General features: G+C 65.3%; 24 protein-coding genes, 1 tRNA gene and 1 pseudogene. 9 read left to right on the top strand and 17 right to left on the bottom strand.

Annotation, left to right across the window (positions count from 1 at the left end; translation table 11 throughout):
* Positions 1 to 237 precede the first annotated feature (237 nt).
* Entirely contained in the window at positions 238 to 1,128 is an 891-nt protein-coding gene (sigJ, locus tag F5544_RS24510) for an RNA polymerase sigma factor SigJ (RefSeq protein WP_167475359.1), read from the top strand.
* A 53-nt stretch (positions 1,129 to 1,181) separates the two neighbouring features.
* Positions 1,182 to 2,090 carry a ketopantoate reductase family protein gene (locus F5544_RS24505; protein WP_167475358.1) on the top strand — a complete coding sequence of 303 codons (909 nt, stop codon included), beginning with the start codon at positions 1,182 to 1,184 and terminating at the stop codon, positions 2,088 to 2,090.
* Here the strand turns inward: F5544_RS24505 and F5544_RS24500 are convergent.
* Together F5544_RS24500 and F5544_RS24495 are read right to left on the bottom strand one after the other, a co-directional pair.
* Positions 2,075 to 2,482 carry a VOC family protein gene (locus F5544_RS24500; RefSeq protein ID WP_167475357.1) on the bottom strand — a complete coding sequence of 136 codons (408 nt, stop codon included), beginning with the start codon at positions 2,480 to 2,482 and terminating at the stop codon, positions 2,075 to 2,077. The genes F5544_RS24505 and F5544_RS24500 overlap by 16 nt on opposite strands.
* A gap of 50 nt (positions 2,483 to 2,532) precedes the next feature.
* On the bottom strand, positions 2,533 to 4,008 hold the full coding sequence (locus F5544_RS24495; RefSeq protein WP_238846632.1) for an LVIVD repeat-containing protein: 1,476 nt from the start codon (positions 4,006 to 4,008) through the stop codon (positions 2,533 to 2,535).
* Between the two features lie 44 nt (positions 4,009 to 4,052).
* Here F5544_RS24495 and F5544_RS24490 point away from each other — a divergent pair, with 44 nt between their 5' ends.
* Positions 4,053 to 5,483: a peptide ABC transporter substrate-binding protein gene (locus F5544_RS24490; protein WP_238846631.1), complete on the top strand. Its 1,431-nt coding sequence runs from the start codon at positions 4,053 to 4,055 to the stop codon at positions 5,481 to 5,483.
* Between the two features lie 36 nt (positions 5,484 to 5,519).
* On the opposite strand, the gene F5544_RS24485 is transcribed toward F5544_RS24490, so the two are convergent.
* The 5 genes from F5544_RS24485 to F5544_RS46005 all read right to left on the bottom strand — a co-directional run bounded on the left by F5544_RS24485 (position 5,520) and on the right by F5544_RS46005 (position 7,372).
* Positions 5,520 to 6,119, bottom strand: coding sequence for a Uma2 family endonuclease (locus tag F5544_RS24485; RefSeq protein WP_167475356.1), 600 nt, complete (start codon positions 6,117 to 6,119; stop codon positions 5,520 to 5,522).
* Positions 6,120 to 6,215: 96 nt separating this feature from the next.
* Positions 6,216 to 6,632 (bottom strand): thioesterase family protein, encoded by a 417-nt coding sequence (locus tag F5544_RS24480; protein ID WP_167475355.1) that lies wholly within the window; start codon positions 6,630 to 6,632, stop codon positions 6,216 to 6,218.
* A gap of 2 nt (positions 6,633 to 6,634) precedes the next feature.
* Complete coding sequence (locus F5544_RS24475; RefSeq protein WP_167475354.1) at positions 6,635 to 7,006, bottom strand: cupin domain-containing protein; 372 nt, start codon at positions 7,004 to 7,006, stop codon at positions 6,635 to 6,637.
* A gap of 64 nt (positions 7,007 to 7,070) precedes the next feature.
* Positions 7,071 to 7,217: an ArsR/SmtB family transcription factor gene (locus F5544_RS46010; RefSeq protein WP_203217338.1), complete on the bottom strand. Its 147-nt coding sequence runs from the start codon at positions 7,215 to 7,217 to the stop codon at positions 7,071 to 7,073.
* The gene (locus tag F5544_RS46005) at positions 7,214 to 7,372 is read right to left on the bottom strand and encodes a hypothetical protein (protein WP_203217337.1); all 159 of its coding nucleotides are present in this window, start codon (positions 7,370 to 7,372) and stop codon (positions 7,214 to 7,216) included. The genes F5544_RS46010 and F5544_RS46005 overlap by 4 nt, the downstream gene beginning before the upstream one ends.
* 193 nt (positions 7,373 to 7,565) lie before the next feature.
* On the opposite strand from F5544_RS46005, the gene F5544_RS24465 reads away from it, so the two are divergent.
* Entirely contained in the window at positions 7,566 to 8,006 is a 441-nt protein-coding gene (locus F5544_RS24465; RefSeq protein WP_167475353.1) for a cupin domain-containing protein, read from the top strand.
* A gap of 17 nt (positions 8,007 to 8,023) precedes the next feature.
* Here the strand turns inward: F5544_RS24465 and F5544_RS24460 are convergent, their stop codons facing one another.
* From F5544_RS24460 to F5544_RS24445, 4 genes are read right to left on the bottom strand one after another with little or no spacing between them, the layout of a single operon-like run.
* Entirely contained in the window at positions 8,024 to 9,925 is a 1,902-nt protein-coding gene (locus tag F5544_RS24460; RefSeq protein WP_167475352.1) for a pyridoxal phosphate-dependent aminotransferase, read from the bottom strand.
* An 8-nt stretch (positions 9,926 to 9,933) separates the two neighbouring features.
* Positions 9,934 to 10,908 (bottom strand): NAD-dependent epimerase/dehydratase family protein, encoded by a 975-nt coding sequence (locus F5544_RS24455; RefSeq protein WP_203217336.1) that lies wholly within the window; start codon positions 10,906 to 10,908, stop codon positions 9,934 to 9,936.
* Positions 10,905 to 13,679 carry a non-ribosomal peptide synthetase gene (locus F5544_RS24450; protein WP_167475351.1) on the bottom strand — a complete coding sequence of 925 codons (2,775 nt, stop codon included), beginning with the start codon at positions 13,677 to 13,679 and terminating at the stop codon, positions 10,905 to 10,907. The genes F5544_RS24455 and F5544_RS24450 overlap by 4 nt, the downstream gene beginning before the upstream one ends.
* A gap of 50 nt (positions 13,680 to 13,729) precedes the next feature.
* On the bottom strand, positions 13,730 to 14,890 hold the full coding sequence (locus tag F5544_RS24445) for an ATP-grasp domain-containing protein (protein WP_203217335.1): 1,161 nt from the start codon (positions 14,888 to 14,890) through the stop codon (positions 13,730 to 13,732).
* A gap of 367 nt (positions 14,891 to 15,257) precedes the next feature.
* Between F5544_RS24445 and F5544_RS24440 the strand changes: the two genes are divergently transcribed.
* The 5 genes from F5544_RS24440 to F5544_RS24420 all read left to right on the top strand — a co-directional run bounded on the left by F5544_RS24440 (position 15,258) and on the right by F5544_RS24420 (position 21,119).
* Positions 15,258 to 17,042: a carbamoyltransferase family protein gene (locus F5544_RS24440; protein WP_167475350.1), complete on the top strand. Its 1,785-nt coding sequence runs from the start codon at positions 15,258 to 15,260 to the stop codon at positions 17,040 to 17,042.
* A gap of 41 nt (positions 17,043 to 17,083) precedes the next feature.
* Positions 17,084 to 18,511 carry an AAA family ATPase gene (locus F5544_RS24435; protein ID WP_203217334.1) on the top strand — a complete coding sequence of 476 codons (1,428 nt, stop codon included), beginning with the start codon at positions 17,084 to 17,086 and terminating at the stop codon, positions 18,509 to 18,511.
* 93 nt (positions 18,512 to 18,604) lie between these two features.
* Complete coding sequence (locus tag F5544_RS24430) at positions 18,605 to 19,498, top strand: tyrosine-protein phosphatase (protein ID WP_238846630.1); 894 nt, start codon at positions 18,605 to 18,607, stop codon at positions 19,496 to 19,498.
* Positions 19,499 to 20,004: 506 nt separating this feature from the next.
* Entirely contained in the window at positions 20,005 to 20,661 is a 657-nt protein-coding gene (locus tag F5544_RS24425; RefSeq protein ID WP_167475349.1) for a hypothetical protein, read from the top strand.
* Positions 20,662 to 21,034: 373 nt separating this feature from the next.
* Positions 21,035 to 21,119, top strand: a tRNA-Leu gene (locus F5544_RS24420).
* A gap of 121 nt (positions 21,120 to 21,240) precedes the next feature.
* Here the strand turns inward: F5544_RS24420 and F5544_RS24415 are convergent.
* The 6 genes and pseudogenes from F5544_RS24415 to F5544_RS47115 all read right to left on the bottom strand — a co-directional run bounded on the left by F5544_RS24415 (position 21,241) and on the right by F5544_RS47115 (position 26,169).
* The gene (locus F5544_RS24415) at positions 21,241 to 21,927 is read right to left on the bottom strand and encodes a hypothetical protein (protein ID WP_238846629.1); all 687 of its coding nucleotides are present in this window, start codon (positions 21,925 to 21,927) and stop codon (positions 21,241 to 21,243) included.
* A 22-nt stretch (positions 21,928 to 21,949) separates the two neighbouring features.
* Positions 21,950 to 22,114, bottom strand: a pseudogene (locus tag F5544_RS47595) (recombinase family protein); the annotation flags it as partial.
* Positions 22,115 to 22,656: 542 nt separating this feature from the next.
* Entirely contained in the window at positions 22,657 to 24,780 is a 2,124-nt protein-coding gene (gene lanKC / locus F5544_RS24410) for a class III lanthionine synthetase LanKC (protein WP_238847484.1), read from the bottom strand.
* Positions 24,705 to 25,217 (bottom strand): hypothetical protein, encoded by a 513-nt coding sequence (locus F5544_RS46515; protein ID WP_167475347.1) that lies wholly within the window; start codon positions 25,215 to 25,217, stop codon positions 24,705 to 24,707. The genes lanKC and F5544_RS46515 overlap by 76 nt, the downstream gene beginning before the upstream one ends.
* Positions 25,218 to 25,284: 67 nt before the next feature.
* Positions 25,285 to 25,590: a carbamoyltransferase N-terminal domain-containing protein gene (locus F5544_RS24400; RefSeq protein ID WP_167475346.1), complete on the bottom strand. Its 306-nt coding sequence runs from the start codon at positions 25,588 to 25,590 to the stop codon at positions 25,285 to 25,287.
* A 447-nt stretch (positions 25,591 to 26,037) separates the two neighbouring features.
* Positions 26,038 to 26,169 (bottom strand): hypothetical protein, encoded by a 132-nt coding sequence (locus F5544_RS47115; protein ID WP_275106965.1) that lies wholly within the window; start codon positions 26,167 to 26,169, stop codon positions 26,038 to 26,040.
* Position 26,170 lies beyond the last annotated feature (1 nt).

Below are 26,170 nucleotides of genomic sequence, written 5' to 3'. Positions count from 1 at the left end.
CGCAGCTGCCATGCGTCGACGTCCAGTCTCCTTGTGCCACAACGCCAACCACTGCGACCGAGGGGCAGCTGCTGCCGGTGCGCGTTCGATGCGCACCGGCGGCGACTGCGATGCTGCATCAGCTGCCGGATTCGGTTGGGTTGCGCCCCGTCATCGGGACGTTTCGCATCGCCCCTGACAATTCAGGTCGCCGTTTCGTCGATTGGTCGAACGGCCGTATCGATCCGAGGAGCACCCATGACCGACCCGCACCCGCGCTCGGTGATCAGCGAACGCCGTCAGCTGATCAACCTCGCCTACCGGCTGCTCGGCTCGCTGGCCGAGGCCGAGGATGTCGTGCAGGAGACCTATGCGCGCTGGTACACGCTGTCCGAAGGGCAGCGCGCGGAGGTGGCCGCGCCCGGCGCGTGGTTGACGACGGTCGCGAGCCGCATCTGTCTCGATCTGCTCGGCTCGGCCCGCGCCCGGCGGGAACGCTATGTGGGCGAATGGATTCCGGAGCCGGTGCCGGACCGCTCCGAATGGCTCGGCGGTCCAGTGCCCGCCGACCCGGCCGACCGGGTGACCCTCGACGAGTCGATCAGCATGGCCTTCCTCGTCGTGCTCGACTCGATGACACCGGCCGAGCGGGTCGCGTTCGTCCTGCACGACGTGTTCCGCTACTCCTTCGCCGAGGTGGCCGAGATCGTCGGGCGCACCCCGGCGGCGTGCCGTCAGCTCGCCTCATCCGCGCGCCGCCGCATCCGCACCTCGCAGGGCCCGTCGGGGACCGAACGCGCCGAGGTGGTCCGGGATTTCAAACGGGCCTGGGAGGCAAAGGATATCGAGGCGCTGATCGGCCTGCTGGATCCGCGGGCGATCGCGATGGCCGACAGCGGCGGCCTGACCCCGGCCTTCCTGCACCCGATCGACGGCGGCGCCCAGATCGCGCACGCCTGGATCGAAATCGCCACTCGCGCACCCGAAGTGACCCTGCTCGAACGCACCGTCAACGGCCAACCCGGCCTGGTGGCCGAACTCGACGGAACCGTCGTCTCGGTATACGCCTTCGATATCGCCGACGGCCGTATCACCCGCATCTGGGTGATCCGGAACCCGGAGAAACTGCGCCCATGGACGACAAGCTGAGCTCTGCATTGTGCTGTGCCACAGCGTAATTGGCTGCTGCTACTCTGCATACCATGTGGTCAGGTAAGGCGACAGTCGCGGTACTCGGCCCCGGTGGGGTCGGCGGACTACTCGCCGCACTGTTGTCGCGGGCCGGGCACCGCGTCATCTGCCTCGGCGGCCCGCGGACCGTCGACGCGCTGGGCGAGAGCGGAATCCGGGTGCGTAGCAACCAGTTCGGGAACTTCACCGCCCGAGTCGAGGCCGCGACCGTCCTGTCCGAGTCCGTCGATCTGTGCCTGGTGACCGTCAAACACACCGCGCTCGACGCCGCCCTGGACCGCGTGCCGCCGGAGCGCCTGCGCGACGGTCGAATCCTGCCGCTGCTCAACGGCATAGAACATATCGACCTGCTACGGGCGCGCTACGGAGTCGGGCAGGTGGTTCCCGCGATCATCCGGGTCGAGTCCACCCGCACGACGCCGGGAACCATCGAGCACAACAGCCCGTTCGTCGAGATCGATATGGCCGCCGCCGTGCCCGAGGATCTCGCCCCGCTTGCCGCGCAGCTGATCGCCGCAGGAGTGAACACCCGGGTCATGCCGGACGAGCACGCCGTGCTCTGGGACAAGCTGGCCCTTCTCGCGCCGCTGGCGCTGCTCACCACTCGCTATCGAATACCGTTCGGCGGCATCAGATCCGAGCGACTACCGGAGCTGCGGACGCTGGTCGAGGAGATCGCCACGGTGAGCCGAGCCCATGGTGCGACCGTCGAAGCCGCCGACGTCCTCGCCCGCTATGAGATCTTCCCGGCGAATACGAAGTCATCGATGCAACGCGACGCGGAGGCGGGACGCCCCACCGAACTCGACGCGATCGGCGGCGCGATCGTCCGCGCGGCCGATCGGCGCGGATTACCCGTGCCGCTGACGCGACAATTGGTCGAGGAGCTTGCGCAGCGACCGAATCACGCTGGAGCGTAACCGAATTCGGCGGTCGGTGGCGCCGTCGGGCTGGATACGTCGACGGCCACCCCGTTGGGGTCGGACACCAGCATGCGGCGCTGGCCGTAGAAAAGGTCCGTCGGCTCCTCGATGATCGGCACGCCGAGTTCCTTGGCGCGGGCGAATACCGGTTCCACATCGTCGACGACGACGGTGAGGTACGAACCGGATGCCGTGCCGCGGGCCTGCTCCGGCACCAGCTCGTGGTCGCGTCGCATGATGCCGATGGTCGCGTCGGATCCCTTGGCGCTCAATTGGATGAACCAGTCGCTGTCGAAGCCGACCTCGAAACCCAGTAGGTCGACGTAGAAGTCGCGTGTCTCCGGAAGCCGGTCGGTGCAGATGTTCACGAAACTTCGCGAGATCGCCATATCCGTCAGACTAGCGATCAGCGCTGGAACACAACGGGATCGGGCAAAGACTATGCGGTGAGTTGGAGGATGTCGATGCCTCGGGTGTTGTCGGCGACGTAGACGAGACCGCGGTGCCAGTAGGGCGCCCAGGAGCGGGCGTCGGCGGGGCGGTAGTAGGCGATCTGCTGGGGGTTGGTGGGGTCGCTGACGTCGAGGAATCTGGTGCCCTGCGCGTAGAACGACTGCACGAGGATCTTGTCCTGCACGTCGAAGTAGTGTGCCGAGCAGTCGTCGGAGGCCGGGTCGCTGCCCTCTTGACCGGCGACGCCCCAGGTGCCGACGGTGGTGAGCCGGTACGGCTGATCCGGGGTCGAACGCCAGCCCTCGCCGTCGTAGGAGCCGTCCAGCGACGCGATGACGAGGACGCCGTCGTCCGCGCAGCCGGGTGCGAAATTCTCCTCGGTGACGTAGATCAGATCGCCGTCGGCGAACCGCCCGCCGCCGCCGTCCTTCGCGCGGCCGCCGATCGGGCGAAAGCTGTTGTGCATGAACCGCGATGGCGCGGCGGTCTCCGCGATTCCGCCGCCCGCATACGGCACGGGATCGGTCGCGGTCGCCTCGCGCTGCTGACCGGTGACGGGATCGTTGTGTGTGCCCGTTGTCCAGTACCCGCGTACGCCGCCGCGGCCGGACGCCCAGGCGATGCCGGTCTCGTCCACTTGGACATCGTGCACATAATCGGTCTTGCCGTCATTGCGCGCCAGATCGATCGGATCCGGAAAGACTTTGGGCTCACGGGGATTGCTGATATCGGTGACCCAGATCGGGCGGCCGCCCCAGTCGGCGGGCTGGTCGTCCGCCTTGGCCGGGCCCTGGGTCCACAGGTACTGGCAGTCGTTGATGCATCGGGTGGTGTGACCCGCGGGCACCTTCACATAGCTGAGCGTGGTCGGATTCGCCGGATCGGCCAAATCCACGATGTAGACGCCGGATTCGCCGGTATCGGTGTTGCCGTTGAAGGCGCGCGGGTCGCGAGCGAGGAAGGCCAGCTTGTGCACCGGGTCGACCTGCGTGTCCTCGGTCTCCCACAATCCGGGCATGCTGAGCTGTCCGAGCAGTTTCGGGGCCGTCGGGTTACCTGTGAGGTCGTAGGTCCGCAGCCCGAACTGGCCGGAGACATACATGACGTCGCGGTCGCCGTATTGGAGGAATCCCAGCGAGATCGCGCCCTGCGCGTCCGGGACGTTGCCCACCGCCTTGACGTTCTTTTCCGCGCCGGGCGAGCCCGTGACCTTCGGCGCCGCGCCGTCCGGGCCGTCCTCACCGCAGGCGAGGGCGGGCAGCGTCGCGGCGGCGACGGTGGCCGTCACGGTGGCCAAGAGCAGGGACGATCGGTAGAACCAGCGGCGCATGACTGCCTCCCGGACGGGATCGCCTCGGATCAGGGTGTCCTGATCATCGAGACAACTGTAGATTTCAGTGCGGCCGGGCGCGAGCTCCCCAGTTGTCGCCGGTGTTTCGGGTAGTTGATCACGTGATGTCATGTGCGAAAGGGTGATTCGCGCGAGACAAGGTGGGTGATGCCGGTATGTCCTGGTTTCGAGTCGTCGCCGTACTGGCCATCGCCCTGCTCAGCGTCACCGGCTGCGGTTCGGCGCCGGAGTCGGCGAAGCCCGGCGTGCTCACGGTGGGCGTCGGCGAGCCGGGCAGTCTGTTGCCCGCCGATCTGCACGATCAGGCGGGCCGGATGATCGTCGCCGCGCTGTGGACGCCGCTGGTCGACTACGATTCGGCGACAGGAAAGGTCACCCCGCGGGCCGCGGAATCGGTCACCAGCACCGACCAGTTGACCTGGGAGGTCAAGCTCCGCCCGGATGGGCGGTTCCACGACGGGACGCCGGTCACCGCGAAATCGTATGTCGATACCTGGCATACGGTCGCCGGCCAGCGGTGGACCGGCTCCGGCGCGCTCACGGAAGTGTTGCGCGCCAAGGAGATCGGCGCGCCGGACGAGCACACGATCCGGATCGTGCTCGATCGACCGTTCGGCCAGGTCCCCGCGGTGCTCGCGGCGCAGGCACTGCTTCCGCTGCCGGAATCGGTACTGGCCAGTCGGGATTGGGCCCGCTTCGCCGCCGATCCGATCGGCAACGGTCCGTACCGGATGGCGCAGCCGTGGCGGCCGGGTTCGGGCGGGCGACTGCTGCGCGTCGCGGAAGCCGGTGGGAATGTGCGCGAAATCGAGTTCCGGGTAGGCGATTCCGCCGCGCAATACGACCAGGTGCGGGCGGGCTCGCTGGATCTGGCGAGCGAGGTCCCCGGCGAGCGGCACGAGGCCATGCACCACGAATTCGCCGACCGGCACGCGATGTGGCCGCTACCGGAGGCAGGCTATCTCGCATTTCCGTTGTCCGACAAGCGTTTCCAGGACGCGGCGGTGCGCTACGCCTTCGCCATGGCGGTCGACCGCGCGGCCTTGACGTCGGGTCCGCTCGCACAGCAGGCCGATCCGGCCCGCTCGATGCTGCCGCCGGGCATCGCGCCGGGCGAACGTTCCGGCCCGTGCCGACCGTGCACCCACGACCAGGCCGCGGCGCAATCGCTACTCGGCCAGGCCGCATTCACCGGGCCGGTCACCATGTATTACAGCGCTGGACAACAAAATTGGGCAACTCAACTCGCCGAGCAACTACACACCGCCCTCACACTCGACGTCACCGCGAAACCGCGCGCCGACGCACCCGCCCCCTCCACGGTGACCCTGACCCCGAACACATCCAGCCCACACGAACTACTCACCGCCATCGCCGAAACCGCCGGCTACACCGACCCCGGCTTCGCCAACCTCCTGACCGCCGCCGATTCCGCCCCCACCACCCCCGAAAGCGCCCAGCTCTACCGCCTCGCCGAGAACCAACTCCTCCGCGACCTCCCCCTCGCCCCCTGTGGTCCGCCCACGGCCACGCCATCTGGACCACCCGAGTACACAACGTCACCGCGATCCCCTTGCGCGGCATAGATCTACCCTCGATATCGCTGTGAAAAGCATTGGCCCTCAGGGCTGTTCCAAAACGTCGAACGGTATGGTCGCCTCGACCGGATCGTCGAGCAGCAGCACGCGCCGGTGGACGGTGTGGACGCGATAGCGGCGACCCGACCAATCGAGCCGATAGTCCTCGATCTCCTCGATCCGTTCTTCCTTCTGGTCGAGGCGGACGATCAGATAGCGCGGAATGCCCGCGGCCGCATACTGGATTCGCTTATCGGTGATGTCGGTGTCGATGGTCGATTCGGAGGTCACCTCGACGACGAGCAGCAGGTGGTCGCGTACGGTGTTGACCTCGTATGGTTCGCAGTCCCGTATCCAGATGTCGGGATAGCGAATATTCAGTCGCCGGTCCGCCACCGAGGAATCGGCGTCGGCGAATCGCGCGGCGACGTCGGAATCCACGACCATGCACGGCCCGCCGTCACGCCGTGCGGCCTCCAGCAGACCGGCCAGGCGGCGGACCACTCGGCTGTGCAAGGCGCTTTGGGCCATCAATCGCACGACGCGCCCGTCCACGATCTCGATGTCACCGAGCGCGGCTGTCGCTCCGTCCGCGAATTCCTCGGCCGTGACCCGCAGCTCGTGTTGCTTATCAGGTGCGCTCATATGGCCATCATTGCAGGCCGAATTCATCAGGCCGTAGAACCCTGGCTCGGTGCCGGACCACCGGGCCGAGGTGCGATTGGCCGAGAGATGCTCTGTTCAGGGGGTTGATCGGGTTTGTAGGCGGGCGTTGAAGCGGTCTGTGCAGATGACGGCGCGGCGGTGGGTGCCTCGGCAGACCGTCGCGTTTTCGTCGTAGGCGTGGATGGTGAAGGTGAGTCGGCGGTGGTCGATCGCGCCGAGCTCGGCATCGATGATCAGGGTGCTTCCCGGTGGGGTCGGCGCGTCGTGGCTGAGATCGACGTGGACGCCGAGTGTTTGCTCCCCGATGTCGAGGTGTCCGTCCAGTACCAGCATGCAGGTCCACTCGACGAGGCCGACGAGGTATCCGGTGGCCAGTACGGCGGGCATGGCGCGGAAGTGGTCCGATTCGGGGAGCAGGCCGGGCACCGTACGTTCCACGGGCACAACGTATTTCAGTTGAGCGGTCAGGCCGGGCCGCAGTGATGTCTTCATATTCAGTCTCCGGTGGCGCAGACGCCGTCCTGCTCGATCATCAATACGGCGGTGCGGACCGGGACGACGGGCCGATGCATCATGCCCGCCGGTACGGTGAATCCCTGTCGTCTGCACAGTTCGACGGGTTCGCGACCCTCCAGTTCGATGCGGAACAGCCCGTCCAGGACGAAGAAGAATTCGTCCTGCTCATCGTGTTTGTGCCAGTGGAATTCGCCCTGCATGACGCCGAGGCGCACCACGACACCGCCGAGGCGGAACAGGGTCTGGTTGTACCAGGGATCTTCGACCTCGTTGATCAGCGTCTGGATATCCATCTTCTGGAGTGCGCCGAACAGCGGCTCGTAGTGAATGGTGTACTCGGTCTGTGTCATGACTGATCCTCGATGAGATAGTGGCAATGATCGATCACGATGTGCCCGAACATATTTCGCCGACTCACCAATCGTGGGAAAGTAACCGCTTCGCCTCGGCGATGCGGTCCTCGTCGCGCTGGTAGAAGACCCACTGCTTGATCTTCTTACCGCGGACGAGTCCGGCCTGGGCGAGGATTTTCAGATGTTCGCCGCAGGTCGGCTGGCTCACCCCAGTTTCTCGGCGATGAACAGCGAACAGACCCCGTCCTCGACCAGGTCCCCGTCGCGCTGCGGCGGGAAGTGCGAGACCGGGTCGCGCAACCAGTCCAGGATCTGTAACCGCTTGTCGTTGGCCAGCGCCTTGAGCAGGTCCACATCGATCACCGAGCTAATATGGCAATTAGCTAATCGCCTGTCAATACCCGGCCGGTTCCGTCCCATCCGAAGGGTGCGATGCCGTCTTCGCATTGCCGAAATCCGGTGGAGCGCTGTGTATTCCGTTATAGTCACAATTCGCGGCCAGGGGATCGACAGTCGGATTCCGCTGGGGCACATCGAAATCGAGAGGACCCGGTTCGTGGGCAAGGATTCACCGTTCGACAATCCACTGATCGGCACCATCGTCGCGGAGGGTTTCGCGCGCTGGAGTCCGCCGCTGCTACGGGAATTCGGCGACAACGCACACAACGGCCGGATCGGTCAGGCGCTGGTGCGGGAGACCGATGCGCTGCGCATCTGGGAAACCCACCTCGCACCCGGCGAGCGCGTCCCGATGCACCGGCATGTGCTGGACTACTTCTGGATCGCCCTCACCGACGGCCGGGTCCGCCAGCACGGGGGCGACGGCACGTCACGGGAGATCGCCTACGTCCGAGGACAGACCCGCTACTTCCCGCTCCCCGCCGAGCGATACCACCTGCACGACATGAGGAACATCGGTGACGCGCCGCTGTCGTATCTCACCATCGAGGTCAAAGGCGGCGCGAACGATCCGATAGACCTCCCGCCGCAGCGGTGAAACGGCCGTTCCAACGCTCAAAGTACTTGGAGCAGAAGATCGTTCGCTTCCGGGCTGCCGACGGAGATGCGGCAGGTGTCCGGAACGAGCCGACCGGTGTCGGCCACCATGATCCCGGCCCCGCGCAGCCGCGCCATCGCGCGCTCGTGCTCGTGTAGGCGGACGAATAGGAAGTTGGCGTCCGAGGGAAACACCTCGCGCACGGCCGGGTGCCCAGACAGCCTGGCGGCCAGCCGATCCCGCTCGGCGAGGATGCGCGGGACGGTATCCAGCGCCAAATGCGCATTGCTCAGCCGCTCCCGCACGGCGCGCTGTGACGCATCGGTGAATCCGAAGGGCACCTGAACGCGCCGCAGCGCCTCGATGACGCCCGGCCGGGCCAGCACGATCCCACAGCGTGCGCTGGCCAGCCCCCACGCCTTCGAAAGCGTCCGCAGCACAACCAGATTCTCGTGTCGGTCGATCAATGCGGCATACGAGGGCTCCCGGCTGAATTCGACATACGCCTCATCGATCACCACCAGTCCGCGACTCGACGCGATCAGTTCCCGAACCTGCGCGCGATCCAGCCTGGTGCCAACGGGATTGTTCGGATCGCACAACACGGTCACCCGCGGTCCGGCCGCCAGTATTCGCTCGTTGTCGAGTTCGGACATGGCCGCGCCGCACAGCGGCACCTCGACGACCGGCAGCCGCTGCACCCGGGCGAAATGCGCGTAGAGCTCGAAGGTCGGCGGCGTGACGCAGACGGATTCGCCGGGGGAGGTGAGCGCGGAGAGCAGTAAGGCGAGGCCGTCGACGGCTCCGCTGGTGAACAGCAGGTGATCCGGCGTCAACGCGCCGAGGCGGTCGCCGCCGGGCAGGGCCGCGATCGCCGCCAGATAGATTCGCGCGAGTTCGGTCGTGTCGAGATCCGGATACCGGGCCTCGCGACCCAGGAACGGATTGGTATTACCGGACATATCGATGAGATCGAACTTCGGGCGCAGGCGAAAGCGCACCGGTCCCGGCGCCGCCGCCACCTCGGCGACGGGCGGCGCGGCGAAATCCGACAGCGCCGGATCCGCCTGAGCCACCGGCGCGAGTCCGGGTGCGCGCAGCCAGTTGTCGAGCGGGATGAACAGGTCCGCGCCCAGACTCCGGGCGTCCTCGGCGTCGACTCGGCCCAGATGTATCCAGTCGAGGCCGGATTGCCATGCGTCCAGGCACAATTCGTATACGGTTGCGGCGTAGAGGGTTTCGCGATCCATCGCGGAATCGTCGACCGCGTGGGCGAGATGGTATGTGCCCCGGCCGTTTTGCGACGCCGCGATCAGCCCGACCTGAACGACCGCGCCGTCGCGACGGCGCACCAGCACCTCGACTCGCTCCGCCAGCGGGCCGCGCGCCAGGGCATCGAGGGCTCGAGCGTTGTACGAGAAATTCCCGTTGCGCGGTGGGAGTTTGACGCATGCGTCCCACGCCCACGGTGTCGCCGCGAGCTCGCGCAGGCGGATCCGCTCCCAGGTGGTGTGCTCGGCGAGGTCGCGATGCAGGCGGCGCAGTTCGGCGAGCCGGTCGGCGCCGACGCGGGCCCGCAGTGTCTCGTCAATCGAATCGCTCAGTCGCAGTACGCATTCGACGCCCGCGTCGAATGGCACGAACCCGCCCGCTCGCAGCGGAGCGAGGTCGTCGGTGCGGCGCACATGCGGCACGAGAATCTGTGGCGCCCGCAGTTCTTCGGCGCGGCGCAGCAAATCGTCGATGACGCCGGGGGTGGGGGCAGGGCTGGTCGGGCCGTACAGCGCCCCGCCGCCGATCAGGGTCGGGCGGTCGGGACCGGTCAACCCGGCTTCGGTTGCCGCGCATACCGGTTCGGTGGATCCGAGCGCGGCGCACAGCACGTCCCGCAGCGCGTCGATGGCGGTGGACGTTCGCATGGCGGCTCCTATCGCGGTGTCCGAGCGACCGGCTCGGGTTCGTGGTCGCGGATGTATTCGGCGATGTGGTCGCGGTACTCCGCGAACAGGCCCGCGAGCGTGCCCGCGATACCGCGGGGCCAGTCGACGGTGCAGTCGCCGATCAGGGCGCGACGCTCCTCAGGGTCGAAAAGCGCTGTCTCCCGGCTGAATTCGCTGCGTTCCAGCCGCAGCGGTACGCCGGTGAGCGTGGACATGTAGGTGAGCAGGTCGGTCCAGCCGACCTCCTCGTCACCGCCCCAGTTCACCACCAGCGCGGGCGACTGGGCCGCCGCCCACAGCAGCGGCACCTGACGAACGACGTCATCGGTGTGCAGCAGATTGCAGTAGTTCTGTCCTTCGAGCGGCACCGCGCAGGACTGGCCCTTGCGCATCTGGTCGAACAGGATCACCGGCACGCCGCCATTTCCGTACGGGCCGTAGACGATATTGAGCCGGGCGATCACCGTCGGCAGCGCGAGCGCCTCGGCCAGGCCGCGCACCACGCCTTCCGCGGTGAGCTTCGCGACCGGATAGGTCGGCAGCCACGGCGCCTGTCCGCCGAGCGGATCGCCGACCCGGTACCGATGCGCCGGGTCGGCGCGGTTGTACACCACACCGGACGAGACATACAGGAACGCTTCCGCCGTCGCGCAGTGCGTCATCAATCGCGCGGTGCCCGCGGCGTTGACGCGCGCGGTCTCCTCGAAGTCCCGGCCATTGCCGCGCCAGACCGCGGAGTGCAGCACGTGGGTGAAATCCCTTGGCACACCGGCGAGATCGTCGGTCGCCATATCCCAGACGACGGTTTCGACACCCAATTCCGCCAGCTCCGCGCGGGCGGCGGGATCGCCGAACCGGCCCAGGCAGCACACCTCGTTGTCGGCCGCCAGCGCCTCGACGACGGGCCGCGCGACCTGTCCGGTGCCGCCGGTGACCAGAATTCGCTTGCCGCGCAGTGTCATTCGTCCTCCGTCGGGGTCGTCCGGTATGCCTCGGCGCTGGCCAGTTCGCGCCGCAGCGTGGCCTGGAAGGTCTGTACGTGTTGTGGGCTCATCAGGGTGTAGTGCTCGCCGTCGACCTCGATGAAGGTGGGCTGGGTTCGGGTGAAATCCGCCCAGCGGCTGAGCTGTCCGTCCAGCCATTCCTGCCGGGTGCCGCGCAGTGGGGTGCAATAGAAGACCTGGACCCGCGCGACCGAACCCGACGGTTCGTAGTCGCGGCCGAGCCGCACCATGCTCTGGGCCAACTGCACCCACGCGGTGAATCGTTCGACGGTCAAGTCGAGTTCGGTCAGTCGGCGCGGCGGCGCGTGGTCGATCAAGTAGGCCAGCTGATCGGCCTCGGGCAGGGGATGCAGTGTGGCGGTGAGCCTTTCGATATCGGCGGGGTCGATCAGCTCCAGGAACAGCGCCAGGTTGATCGCGCCGTCGGTGAACCCGATCTCGTGCATCCGGCCGGAGATATGCGGCGGCAGGTTGAAAATGCCGACGAAATCGACGGTTTCGCCGTCGGCCTCCAGTCGTTTGGCGATCTCGAACGCGACGGCACCGCCGTAGGAGTAACCCGCGACCGCATACGGTCCGTGAGGTTGCGTCCGGCGGATCGCCGCGACATAAGTGGTTACCATTTCGTCGAACGATCCGAAATGGGTTTCGCCCGTTCCGAATCCGCGCGCCCGCAGGGCGTAGAACGGCCGCTCGCCGGTGAAATACTTCGCGAGGTTGACGAAGATCAGCACCTCACCGAGGCCGGGATGGACACAGAACAGCGGCGTTTCGTCGCCGGTGGTCTGTAGCGGTACCAGCGGATCGTAGGCGGCGTCGCCGGTGACGTCGGTCTGTCCGGTCAGGCGCTCGGCCAACGCACGCACGGTCGGAAACTGCAGCAGCGTGGCCATCGGCACCTCCTCGACGCCGAGCTCGGCCTGGATCTCCAGCTTCAGCCGCAGCAGTTCCAGCGAGGTGCCACCGAGGTCGAAGAAGCTGGCGGTCGCGGATACCGCGGTGGCGCCGAGCACCCTGGCGTACGCCTCGGCCAGCGCGATTTCGACGGCGCCCGCGGGCGGCACCGGAGTGCCGAGGAACCGGGTGAGCACCGCATCGGTCCGGTGCGCCGCCGCGTCCAGGGTCCCCGCCGCCACCGCCGCGCGCAGCCGGGACCGCTGAATCTTGCCGAGGTTGCCGCGGGGGATATCGCCCGCCGCGACCGGGAGAATCAGCTGCGGGCGGAACCCCCAGTGCATCACCGTCGAGCTCCGTATCGCGACGATCGCCTGGTAGAGGGCCGTATCGTCGGCCGGATCGGCGGTCGGCACGAAGGCGATGGCGAGCTGCTCGGAATCGGCGCCGGCCGGGCGGATAGGGAAGGCCGCGACGGATCCCCTCCGCACCTCGTCCAGTTCATCCAGCACAGCTTCGAGATCGTGGCTGTAGTAGTTGACGCCGTTGACGATGATGGAATCCTTGCTGCGCCCGACGAGCGTCAACCGGCCGTCGGCGTCCAGATATCCGAGATCGCCGGTGCGTAACCATCCGTCGTCGGTGAATGCCGCCGCGGTGGCCGCCGCGTCGCCGTAATAGCCGTCGGTGACCATCGGGCCGCACAGCTGGACCTCGCCGGGCCCCGTGTCGAGGTCAGATCCGGCGCCGGCTTCGCCAGCGGGCCTGGTCTCGGACAGCACCGTGCCGTCGTCGGCGACGATGCGAATCCGCAAGCCCCGCACCGGATTACCGAGCGGCGGGAATTCCGTCTCGCGGTCGTCGGTGGCGAAATCGCGGTTGAAGACGCTGCCCGCGCACGTCTCCGTCATCCCGAAGGCGGGCACGATCGCGTCCGCGCGCAGGCCGTGGCCGGACAGCGCCTCGACGAAGGTCCGCACGGTCGCGGTGACGGTGGCCTCACCGCCGGAGATGATGTACCGCACTCCGGACAGGTCGATTTCGCCCAATGCCGCGATGTGCTGATTCAGCAGCCCGAACAGGAAGTTCGGTGTGAACGCCACCCGGACCCGGTGGGCGGACAGCAGCCGCAGGAACTCCGGCGGGTCGGGGAGTACCGTTTCCGGCGTCGTCATGATCTGATCGGCGCCGTTGAACATGGGCAGCAGATGCGCCTCGAAGGCGGCGATATGGTCGGTGGCGATCCAGTTCAGCTGGGTGTCGGCCGGTCCGAGGTCCAGGGCGTGCGCCTTACCCGCCTGTGCCGCAAGGAGATTGGCGTGGGTGAGGCGTACCGCCTTACTCGATCCGGTGGATCCGGAGGTGAGCATCAGCAGGGCGAGATCGCCGGGGGAGGGCGTATGGCGCTGCCCGGATTGCGGCTCGGTGTTGTCGAGCTCCTCCACCAGCACGGTCCGCATTCCGATATCCGGCAGTGCGCCGTAACCGCGCTTGGACGCGATCACCAACGGATCGTCGAGGAGCACGCGCAACTGCTCGAGCTGCGCTTGCAGGCGCGATGATTCCGCCGCCGCGATCGGGCACGGCACCACCCCGCTCAGCACGCACCCCCAGAACGCGCGGAAGAGGCTTTCGGGATCCGGCGCGACGATCAGCGCCTTGTCGCCCGCGGCCGTGCCGCCGCGGCGCAGTCCATCGGATATCCGGCGGGCCGAGCCCTGTAATTCGGCGTAGGAGAGAAAGGAGCCACCGATGAAAGTGATGCCACGGGATGCGTCGCGGGCCGCGCTCGCCAATAACTCCGGGAGCGTCGATAACTGAGAATTTTTGAGCATGGAAAACGGAACCTCTGAAAGGAACTATGGATGAGCAGCGCCGAGCCGGATTATTCGGCCTCGTTGAACCGCACGATATCCTCCAGCCTGCGCTGTAGTTTGAGCTCGTCCTGGTCGGAGATGATCGCGTGCCCCACTTTTCCGTATGGACCGGGCGGCGTCTCCGGCGAGTACTCGACCTCATCGAGTATGAATCTGCGTTCGAAGTCCTGCCGGGTCAAATTCTTGTCATCGCGGCGGCGCAGGAACGCGTATCCATGGAATAGGTTCGGCGCGGTGGTGGGTATGGGGCCGGGTCGCATACCGAGGGCGAGGTCGATTTCGGCGTCGAACAGGTCGACGCCGAAGGTGAGTTCGTTGATGCGCGGTGTCATCCCGCCCGGAAGGCGGATGGCGCATTCACCGAATGTCAGCCCCGATTCCTCGACGAATATCTCCAGGTGGAATACGCAATCGGGTGCGCCGAGGCCGCCGAGCACCTGTTCGGCGAGCGTTCGCGCCTGCCGGTACAGTTCCGTATGTTTGCGTTCGTCGAGAATATTCACGGCGATGACCCGGCCCTGCACGGCGCTGAGCGGTGAGGTGTTGTATCGGGCGAGCGACGACCAATACAGGGCACCACCGCACCAGATACCGTCTATGTGGATCTCCGGTGCGTCGATGTGGGATTCGGCGACGATCGCCACATCCGACCTGGTCGGGAGCGGTTCGACGGCCGCAGCGTATTCGTCGGGGGAGTGAACGATGCTGGTGCGCAGCGACCCCGCCCCGTTCGCTGGTTTGATCACGAAAACGTCGCCTAGTTCATCGGCGATATCGGCGTACGAGGTTTGCGCCGACACGTATCTGACGCGTGCCCGCCGCACCTCGGGCGGCAGCGCGTTCTTTTGCAGGTATTTGTCCCGAAAATAGAGTGTTTTCTGCGGATCCCGGTGTCCAGGGAGGTCCAGCTGCTGGCGCAGATACGCCGCCCCGAAGACGCCGAATTCGTGGACGGTGAGCACCCCATCGGCATTGTCGACACCCGCGGCCAGCACCGCACGGGACAATTCCTGGACGTCCTCGATATCGGTGACGGATATCGAGTTCCGCCCATTCGGTGGGCTTGCCGGCGCGTTCACGATGTAGTAGGGATCCACGCCTCGGCGCCGGAGCGCCTGATCCAGGTCGTCCCGATATCCGAGAACGATCAACATCGGATATTTCGCCACTGCAAATACCTCTAGCAGAGTTTTCCCGACTCACCGTTCCGGTGGCAGGCGCCATTGAATAGACAGCGATCCTGTCTACTACCGCAACCCTCGGTGCGGTTGATACATCCGTATCGAATCGCAGCGATGCTTGCATACGGCAGCTTATTGCCATGTCCCGACAAAGGGGACCGTACGGCATGGATGTGAGCTATGTCACAGTTGCTCGATTGCGGCTGTGCTGCAACGATTTCCGTAACGGTGTTGATAGTTCCGATTGGACGGATGTCAGATCGGCAAGTGCGGCAACACCTTTCGAATTGAACCCGCGCGCGTGCGAAGTAACCTGCCGTTCGCCGCCCGTGTCGCGCTGGGAGGCGGAAGGTCCATGATAGTTCTCGGTTACAACGGATTCTCCAGTGGTGCAAGGCTTTTTGGTGAGCACTATGGGGCCGTTGGCATCGCCAGGAATCTGCTGGTCGGTCACGACGCCGCCGCGGCGCTGGTGGTCGACGGCGAGCTGGTGGCGGCGGTGGAGGAGGAGCGGCTGAGCCGGGTCAAGAAGACCTCGGACTTTCCGGCGAATGCGATCGACTGGTGCCTGGAATTCGCCGGTGTCAAATTCGAGGAGGTGGATGTCGTTGCGTTTCCGTGGCGCTTTTCGCCGACCGTCGCCGAGCGGATGATTTCCGACATATGCGATTCCGGGATGTCCGTCACCGCGAAGTTCGACGCGCTGCGCCGGGCCGGCGCGGTCTACACCGGCATGTTCAGCCGCGAGGCGATCCACCGCGACTTCGTCGAGCGCACCGGCCACGAGCTCGACCCCAACAAGCTGGCCCTGGTGCCACACCATCTGGCCCATCTCATGTGCGGCGCTTACCTTTCCGGCGTCCGGGACGCCGCCTTCCTGGTCAGCGACGGCCGAGCCGAGACGCTGTCGGCGGTGATGGGCGAGCTGCGCGACGGTGTGGTCCGGATCTTCGAGGAGGGCACCGTCGAGATGACCAGCTCGCTCGGCGTCGCATACGGCCGGATCACCCGCTACCTCGGCTTCGTACCCAACAACGACGAGTACAAGGTGATGGGGCTGGCCGCGTACGGCCCGCCGCCGCGGCATAACCCGTTGCTGGAAAACGTTGTGCGGCTACACGATAACGGCTCGTACACGATATCCATCCCGGCCGATCCGGATACCTACTACGCGCTGTTCGACCGGCTGTTCGGCGGGGACAGCGAAAAGCGCGAGGAGTTCGACTTCCGGGTCAAGGTCGCGGGTATGGCCCAGGACATGGTCGAGGCCGTCACCGCGCATCAGGTGCGGGCGCTGACCGCGGCATCCGGGATGGACACCCTGCTGTTCGAGGGCGGTCTCGCGCTGAATTGCGTTGCCAATACCAAGATGCTGGAGCGATCGTCGTTCACCGGTATGGAGGTCAGCTTCGGGGCCAGCGATCCGGGCGTCGCCATCGGCGCGGCCGTCTACGCCGCCGGGCTACGCAACCGACCCGCTACCGCGGTCGTCACGCCCTACCTCGGGCCGTCCTACGATGCGGAACAGATCCGCTCCGCGCTCACCGAGCACGCCGACCAGGTCGAATGGCAGGAGGAGGCCGATCTCGCGTCCGTCGTCGCGCGGACGGTGGAGCTGCTGGCCGAGAAGAACGTCGTCGGCTGGTTCCAGGGTCGCGCGGAATTCGGGCCGCGAGCACTCGGCAACCGCAGCATCCTCGCGAACCCGGCCTTCCCGGATATCAAGGACGTCATCAACCTGCGCGTGAAACATCGGGAGCCGTTCCGGCCATTCGCTCCGGTGGTCCTCGAATCCGTTGCGCCCCAGGTCTTCCGGATGAGCAAGAAGACGTCGTCGCCGTATATGACGTTCGTCTTCCCGGTGCGTGACGAATATCTGGAGCGGATCCCCGGCGCCTGCCACGTCGACGGCACCGCGCGGATTCAGACGGTCGACGAACGGCAGCATCCGGAACTGGCGAAGCTCTTGTCCGCCTTCACCGCTCACACAGACGTACCCTGCCTGCTGAACACGTCGTTCAACGTGGCGGGCGAGCCCATCGTGTGCTCGCCGCACGATGCGCTGGCCTGCTTCCTGGCGACGGAGATCGACTATCTGGTCATGGGCCGGTTCGTGGTCGGCAAGAAGAGGTCGGGGTAGCCCGTTGCATTTCCGAAAGGCCCGGAGGATGCTGGCAGTTCGTGGGGAGTGAAGCATTCGATGCCGATACGTTCGCGATAGATCTACAACGAATCATGCGCTCGACGGCGAACGCCGTGGCGGGCGACGGTCGGCGAAATACCTTGGTGGCCAAGGTTGTCGATCATCTCGGGGCGGATATGCCGCAGGTGACCGTCGTCGGGCAGAACTGGGACAGCTGGGAGCACGCGAATCTGCAGCGCGGTGTCGACGCCTACCTGGCCGAGCGCGCGACGGCGCCGGACTGGTTCGGTGTCGCGGGCGCCCACCGCGGGCACGAGGAGTTGGCGGGCCTGGTGGCGATGGCCCGCAAGAACGACCAATTCGAGCTCGGCACGGTCGATTTCACCACCGTCGCGATCGGCCCCGCCGAGGTCACCGAGGCGGTGCAATTGGGGTTGATCACCACCACCGCCCCCGATGGCGCACCGGTGGTGATCGGCATGCGCGGACCCGATATGCGCTACGGCAACACACAGCAGTGCATGCTGGAAATACTCGCCGCGCAGCGGGCGACCGCGGTCGCGACCCGCGACCGGATCGAGCGGCTGATGGCGCAGCGCGACGTATTCCGGGGCCAGGTACTGGCTTTCGGTGTCAGCGAGAATCGCGGCAACGACCTCGTCACCTTTCTGCCCCGGCCCCGGCTGACCGCCGATCAGGTGGTGCTGCCCGACGGCGTGCTGGATCTGATCGAACGGCACACGGTCGGAATCGCGACGCACGGCGCCCGATTGCTCGATGCCGGACAGCATCTCAAGCGCGGACTGCTGCTGCACGGCGCGCCGGGCACCGGTAAGACGCATACGGTGCGGTATCTCATGGGGCGCTTGTCCGAGAGCACCGTGATCGTCTTGACCGGGCCCGCCATGCGGTTGATCGGCCGTGCGGCCAATCTGGCCCGGCGGCTGCAACCCAGCGTCGTCGTTGTGGAGGACGTCGATCTCATCGCCAAGGACCGCAGCTACGCGCCGATGGGAAATCCCTTGCTGTTCAGCCTGCTCGACGCCATGGACGGCATCGGAGGCGATGCCGACGTGACCTTCCTGCTCACCACCAACCGCGTCGCCGAACTCGAGGAGGCGCTCGCGCAGCGACCCGGCCGGGTCGACCTGGCCGTCGAGATCCCGCGCCCGGATGCCGAGGGGCGGGCAGCGCTCCTGCAGCTGTACAGCCGAAATCTGCGCGTCGAAGCCGATCTCACGCCGATCGTCGCCGAAACCGCCGGGCAGACAGCGTCGTTCATCAAGGAGCTGCTGCGCCGAGCCGCCCTGCGGGCCATCACCGACCGCCCCGGTGCCGAAACCGTGGTGGTGGGCGCGAATCTCACCGATGCGCTGGCCGAAATGAATTCCGCGACAAGCACACTCACTCGGTCGCTGCTCAGCGGTGGTGGCTCCGAGAGCGATGGTGCCGCCCGAGCGCGGTGAGGAACCGGCTTCGTTCGACCGATACCGCGTAACTGTCGGATTCCCCAGTCGGATGGGCGGATTCGGTGTGTTCGGCGGCCCTACCGTCCCTTTATGAGGATTTTTCGCAGCATGCTTGTCGGCATCGTCGTTGCCGTTACATTCACCGCGGGTGTGGCGAGCGGCGAGCCGCCTTCGGCACCGGAATCGCCGTCGCTATCGGCCGACGGCAAGATTGATCTGCAAGGCGCGATCAATGTTCGCGACATCGGCGGCTATCGCACCTACGATGGTGCGACTGTCAAGGCGGACAAGGTGATTCGCGCAGATGCCCTGCAACGGCTGACCGACGCGGATGTCGCACGGCTCGGCTCGCTGAACCTGGGGACCGTGATCGATCTGCGAACTCCGGCCGAGGTTCGGATGATGGGAGCCGACAGGCTGCCCGCCGGGGTGGCCTCGGTTGCCCGCCCGATCGACGACACCGGGCTGTTCGAGCAGATGACGCGGGTGATTCAGTCCCGGGATCCGGTCGAGCAGCAGCGGGTGCTGGGAGACGGTGGGGCGGAACGGATCATGGGGGAGGTGTACCGCAGCTTCTTCACCGACGACGCGCGGGCGAAGTTCGGGCAGACGATCACCGAGCTCGCCGCGACCGATTCGGCAATGCTCTATCACTGCACCGCCGGTAAGGATCGCACAGGCTGGCTCACCTACGTTGTGTTGCGGGCGGTCGGTGTGCCGGAATCGATTGCGCGCGAAGACTATCTGCTGTCGAATCGGTATCGGGCCGCCGCCGATGCCGCGCTGCGCGCCCAGCTGCGGCAGGCGGGTCTGATGCAGAATCCGGATCTGCTGATTCCGCTGCAGGAGGTTCGCGACGAGTATCTGGTCGTAGCGGTGCAGCAGCTGGAGCAGACGTACGGTGGATTCGGGAAATATCTCACCGAGGGCCTCGGGCTGGATCCGCTGACCATCTTGCGGCTGCGCAAGAACCTGGTCGGCTGATATTCCGTCGCGTCGGTGGCTCGGTGGAGGAGATTCTGTTCGTAATTACTGCTCTATCCAATAGCCGCACCGCTCGAATTTGCCGATGGTGAATGTTCTCGGGCGAGTGGAATTTCGCAATCTTGGGCAGGCCGATTTCGGTCTCATCGCCGGGGCGCGGTCGTCGTATTCGGGTGCTCGGTACGCGTGCTGAAGCTCGATTCCGGCTGAACGAGGGCGCATCGAGCCGCCGCGGTGGTCGAGAGTTCCGTGCTCGGTTCGGCATTCCATCCTTGTGATCCCTCATATAATGAGGCCCGGGGGATTTGTGCCGACATCACAAGTGCGGCAAGGGATTTCGAGTAGCCGACCGGATGCTCGACTGGGGAAAATTCCCCTGTTGATCGGACGTATTCGGGCGGTTGTTTTCTCGGTATGTTGATTGCTGTCTTCGAATCGACAGCTCGATCACATTCGGTGTCGATTGCTTATCCTATACGCCTTTTCGGTTTGTCAAGGAGAGTGAAATGCTCAGCAACCCCTCGCTTGCCCGGATAACGCTGGCCGCCGTGAGTTGTGCGGCGACAACGGTTCTCGTCGGCGCGGGCGCAGGCCCGGCGCAGGCGGCCGCCGGTTCGACAACGGTCACCCCGGCCGGACACAACATCACGGCCGTCAACCAAGGGCCGATGACCTTCAGCTCGGGTCCGGTGACCGGTAGCTGCAATACCGTCAGCGGGACCGGCGCCGTGCCCGCGGCTCCGGGCAACGCGAACCCGAGCGGTCCGGTGTCGGTGCCGATCCAGTCGATCTCCATCACCGACTGCACATCCAACCTGACCGGCGTGAACATCGCCATAACCACCAGCGGCACCTGGACGGTGTCGGCGCAGAACGGGTCGCCCATCGTCGGAAGCCTGGTGATTCCGCAGGCTGGCATGACGATCCAGGTGACGGGATTGACCAATTGCACAACCGTGGTCGCGCCGGACGGGCCGTTCTCCGCCTCCGGCACCTTCACCAACGGCAGCCCGTCGACGGTCGCGATCAGCAATGTCGAGGTGCCCGTCAAGACCACCGGTGACCCGCTGTGCCCAACGGAATCCCCGACCGGAACGGTATCGGGAACCCTCGCGTTCAACGACACCACCGACCCGACACAGAATCTCACCGTAGGCCCCTGATGATCCGGATTCGGTTGCCGCGCAACAGATGACGGGTCCAACCCAGAGCCCGCGTTCCACACGGAACGCGGGCTCGTTTCGCGGAACCGGGGGCCCGGCTCTCCCCTCCGGTGCGTCGGGCACCCGGCCCGTGCGACTCCGGCCCTCCCGGTTCGCCGGAGACGAGTGCACCAAAGCCCTCCCCTTACCTTGATAACTCAAGGTAACGATACAAACGCTTACCTCGACTTGTCAAGGTAAGCCGCCCGATAGTGCAACCGACATCGAATCGCCTGTGCCGCCACCGATCCGACGCAGCAGTGCCCCGAACCACCCCGAACCCAACCGATTTCATCTTTTAGCCACCCATCGGCTACTCTTGCCGAGCACACCGGTCCGGGTGGCGGAATGGCAGACGCGCTAGCTTGAGGTGCTAGTGCCCGTTATAGGGCGTGGGGGTTCAAGTCCCCCTCCGGACACTCCACTCGATGGACGGCTCATGCCCACACAGAGCGTGGGCCGGTTCTCGTTTCGTACCTTTTTGTGGGGGCGCAGCCCCCACGCCCCGCCCGGCGGGGCTTCGCCCCCCGGACTCCCCTTTCAAGGGAGCGGGACGTGGCACTGGTGCGGCCCTAAGTCCTTTCCTTGTGGTGAGCGTTGGGCGGGTCCCGGTTCGTGGCGCGTGGTGTGGCTTCTGGCCTGAGAGTCTCTCCGGACACCACAACTCGTGAATTTCTCTGTGCCACGAAGGAATTCACGCCATTGAACCTCCACGCGATTGCGGGAAAGCTTCTGGTCGTGTTCGGTCGATGATCGCCGGGCCGCGTCGAGGGTCGAACGGTGGCTCATCGGCTGCGCGTTCTCCAGCTGGGTCAGGCTGTATTCGAGGTGGTCAGGGTGGAACACTTCGGCCAGCCAGGCGTCGATCGGGCCGCTGAGCTGGTCTTCGCGCAGATATACCGAGGGTGGGTGATCGAGATGGTTTGCCAGGGCGTATTCGGAAGGATAGCGGCACCGGTAGTGTGCCTTGTCGTGGTTCCAGGTGCCCTGTATGCGCCGCTGGCAGCTTTCGTGGAACAGCAGTCCTCGGAAGGCGTAGGGATGGTTGCGGCGGGTGATCTCCCGCTCGGTCGAGCGTGGTCCGCGTGAAGCCAGGCGCAATTGAATCTGCTCGAACGCGGCGGTGCTGATCAATGCCTCGTGCGCGGGCTGGTCGGAGAAGATCCAGGCGCTCTTGGGGTTCCAGGTCAGGTGGGGTGTCGTGCCCGAGCGCGACATCTTCGACATCGATGAGCGATTCCTGCTTGCGCTGCTTGTTCCACACCTCGTGACCGGTGTAGCGCGGATTGGTCAGGATCACGCGCACTGCACTTTTCGACCATGCCACCCCGCACCGATGCCGGTTGCCCTGGCGATCATAGGCCGACGGGCACTGAACCCCGTCTGCGGTGCGTCGTTGCGCGATCGCGAACACGCCTATGCCGGAAAGGTATTCGGTACGACCGGTGCGGTAACGGGGGCGGGTACGAGACGATGTAAGCGCTTCCCGTCAGCGGCTTTGCCCGGATTGGGATGTGGCCCACCGTCTTCGAGGCGGTAGTCGTAGGGCGGACCCGTCTCGAGAGCCCTGCACCGCTCACTTCACGCCGTTGGCAGGCGCTGGAACTGAACCCGGTCGATCTGGCCGCACCAGATGCGATTGCGCAATGGGCATTCGCGCACCTGATGCCGACACGCTCAGTGCGCAGATTGACAACATGACGTGCCCCCGGCGCGGCTTCGTACAGCATCTACACGAAACCGCATACCCCTCGTGCTCAGGGCTGTTTTGCGTTGGTGCGGACAATCGGATTGTCCGCACCAACGAGTTGCACGCCTCCAACCACGCGACAGCAATAACAGTCTTGATGACCGGAGCCGCGTGACGCTATTGATGCCAGACGGAGCTGACAAAGCTCTTGAAAGCCCGTTCCGGCTCTTTCTCGAGATTTTGGAGTTCAAGGATCTCGACCATTACTACTCACCTCCTTTCGAGTGTTTGGTTGCTGTCTCGCACGACTCGCCGTGCAAGTCGAAAGGTATCCCTGGAAGTTCGATCGGAGCATGGACGGCGCTGTGCAGGGCGCAGAGAATTCCTGCCGATCCGGTGGCGAGATCGGTAGACAAACGCAGCAGCATCCGCCCCGGAAACGCGATGTGTCCGCGATAGTTCATCGCGTGCCAAGACAGATCGAGCAGATGCTGGTCGGTCGGCTCCCGCCGGAGAGCCTGATACATGATCATGGATCCTCGGCCCTCGAAGAGTCCGGGCGCGATGGTCAGACGCGGTCGGCACAAGCGACGCATACCGGCGAGGAGATCGGAAAACTGCGGCACAGCACGGTATCGGAGGTGCTCGGACACGACCAACGCGGTACCGATGGTGCCCTCGGCGAGGTAGGGCAGCATGCGGTTGCCCTTGTCGCTTCTCAGGAATGGTATTCCGTGGTCCGTCTGGATTCCGGCCAGATCCAGCCACAGCGCCCGCTCGGCGGCTTCGAGCCATTCTGAATCGGCGGTGTAGTCGAACAACCGATGAAACAGGTGTGCGAGTCCGGATGGGCCGTTCAACAAACCCGGCAGCGCCGGAGGGCGACGAACGAGGTGCGGGTCGTCCATTGAGGGGGCAGCCAGCTCGGTTCCGATCTCGATGGCTCGCTGGTGATCCCCGAACTGCAGAAAAGTTAGCGCTATTCCAGCGGCACCACTGTGGACACCACGATCATTCGGCTGCATATCGCACTGGAACGGACGGTCCGGAATACGTGCCAGAAATTCGCGTGCTTCCTCCTCCCGCTGCAGTTTCAGCAGGCACCAGGCGATTCCGGCCAGACCGTCGTACAGGCCGAAACCGAGATCGGTCGCGTTCCGGGTCTTATCGACGAGCCATTCGAGGTGTTCGTCGGGGATCCGACGGCCGCAGGCATGCAGCGCGTAGATGACGCCGGCGGCGCCGTAGGCGAGTCCGAGACCGATTCGCCCCCACCCGAATTGTTCGATATCGCCGGGGTAGAGCCGATCGATGCGCTCGGGTGTGGCTGCGGCGAGGATCCCGTCGCCGATCGAGTCCAGCACGTTGTCCCAGACGGCAGTATCGGACGCGGGTGCCTGCGGCCACCGAGACTCCGCACCGCCCGCCGCTCCCGCGGGTAATGTCCCACCAGCGTGGGTATGCAGGGCCGTCGCTATCTTCGCCCCGAATCCGGATTCCACCGGATAGAACGTGTCGATGAGGTCTGCGGCCTCTTCCGCCTTCGCGGATGCCAAATGCAGCCAGTGATTGAATGGCGCGAACAGATACATGCGGATGGCTGCCAACGCATAATGGTCGATGGCTGTCCCGGTCCGGGCGGTGGGACAGGAGAATCCGGGGGTGGCAAGGCCGGGGTCCGCTGTCGATCCGATCTCGAAGGAGGTCTCGAAGTCCACCAGGACACAGCGGCCGTCCGGGCGGACGATGATATTCGTCGGCTGCAGGTCGGCCAGGACGATACCGCGCTCGTGAACCTCGGCGAGCATCGTTTCCAGTTGCCCGACGATATCGCGCACCCACTCGGTGTAATCGACCAATTCATCTGCACTGGGGTCGGGATGAGTCAGCGGGCAACGGTCGACGAACATCCTTTCCAGGGTTTCCCCCTCAATGTATTCCACCACCAGGTAGTGATGCTCCCAGACTCGAATGTGTTCGTAGAGCTCGGGAACGAAATCGAGTCCGTTCAGTTTCGCCAGCACGAATCGTTCGTTGTGCAGCCGCTGGACCGCATCGTTTCCCGTCCGATCGATACCCGCATGTGGTCTGGCCTCGCGCAAGACGACCTTCCGGCCGGTGCGCTGATCGGCTGCCAGATAGATTCCGCCGCCGTTGGAGAAATGTAGCGCCCGATGTACATCGAAGGGAAAGCTGTCCTTATCCGATGCCCGGCGGGCTATTGCCTCCGCAATGAAATCTGGCACCGGTGCCCAGTCCGGCACCGAAAATGTCGTGCCGCGCCGATCGGAGACTTGCCGTCCATCCGGGGTCGTCAGCGTCGGTTTGGGAGCAAACGCGCCGTAACGAAGATACAGCGGCCCGCCCTGCCAGCGCAGATCACTGAGAATGTACGGGCCCGATGTGCCCGCAACACGGGACCCAGCTCGTCCAGCAGCTTCCGCAACTGGATGACGGTCTCCGGGTACACGGTGATGAATTTCCCACTCCCGGTCCGATCGGCGTACTTGGAATTCTGTACGGCCAACATCAGCTGACTTCGCAGGAATTTCATGGGGAGACGGTTGGCCACGCAGTAGTCGATCACTCGGGCCAGCACCCCCTCCGCCTCATCGGCGCAGGCCGACACATGCACCTTCCACCCCTGCTCCGGCAGAATGACGTCGGCCGGCATCAGGTTGACCCACGGGTCCGAGTACGCTCGTCGCCACCCCTCCGGGAGTATCCGGTCAGCGTCGGAAAACCTGCAATCATCGCCCGCTGCCCGTGCCGGGTCGTCATAGAACAACGGATCCGCCAAACAATATCTGTCGTATTGAACGTCCATCGGTCGCCCTCCGCGGTGCACATATCTCGAGAGGTGAGGTGAGGCCAGCGTTGCAGGTCGATTCAGGTCATGGGACGAGCTTTCTGCGTGGCTGGAGTACACCAACCGATTTCCGAGTGCGGTAAACGCCGCAATCGAATTCGATACCGGCGAATTCCAGACACCAATCGATCGCATTCTTCGGAATGTCCGAGGTCGTCGTGACCCGGCTCAGCCGTTCCTCCTCGACCGCGGCGACCAGTTCACCGTCGATCACCAGCGCCGCCGAGGCATCGTGGCCGGCCAGCAGATTCCGCGCGACGCCGACAGCACCGTAGTGTTCACCGAAACACTTTGCACCACTGGCGAATCCGTTGTAACCGAGGGTGATCATCGGCTTCAGCCTCCCAGCGCGACACGGGCGGCGAACGGCAGGTTACCTCGCACGCGCGTGGTTTGATTCGAAAGATGTTGCCGCACTTGCCGATCTGACCACTATCCGATCGGGCCGATCGACAACGTTACGGAACTCGTTGCAGCACAGTCGCAATCGGGCAAATGTGACCTAGCTCCATCATGCCGTACGGTCCCCTTTATCGGGACATAGCAATAAGCTGCCGTATGCAAGCAACGCCGCGATTGGATACGGATGTATCGACCGCACCGGGGGGTTGCGGCAATAGACAGGGTCGCTGTCTATTCGATGACGCCGGCCACCGGAACGGTGAGTCGGGAAAACTCTGCCAGAGGTATTTGCAATGGCGAAATATCCGATGTTGATCGTTCTCGGATATCGGGACGACCTGGATCGGGCGCTCCGGCGCCGAGGTGTCGACCCCTACTACATCGTGAACGCGCCGATGCATACCGAGGTGATGCGGGCGCCGCGAGCGTGGGCGGCCCGCAGCGCATCGAGCACCGCCCGCGGCACGGAGTCGACCGGCTGTGGATGAATCATCGTTGGTGCGAACACC

This window comes from Nocardia arthritidis (assembly GCF_011801145.1).
Taxonomy (GTDB): Bacteria; Actinomycetota; Actinomycetes; order Mycobacteriales; family Mycobacteriaceae; genus Nocardia; species Nocardia arthritidis_A.
The sequence above is the reverse complement of the archived record's forward strand: the minus strand, read 5'-3'. Positions and strand labels throughout refer to the sequence as shown.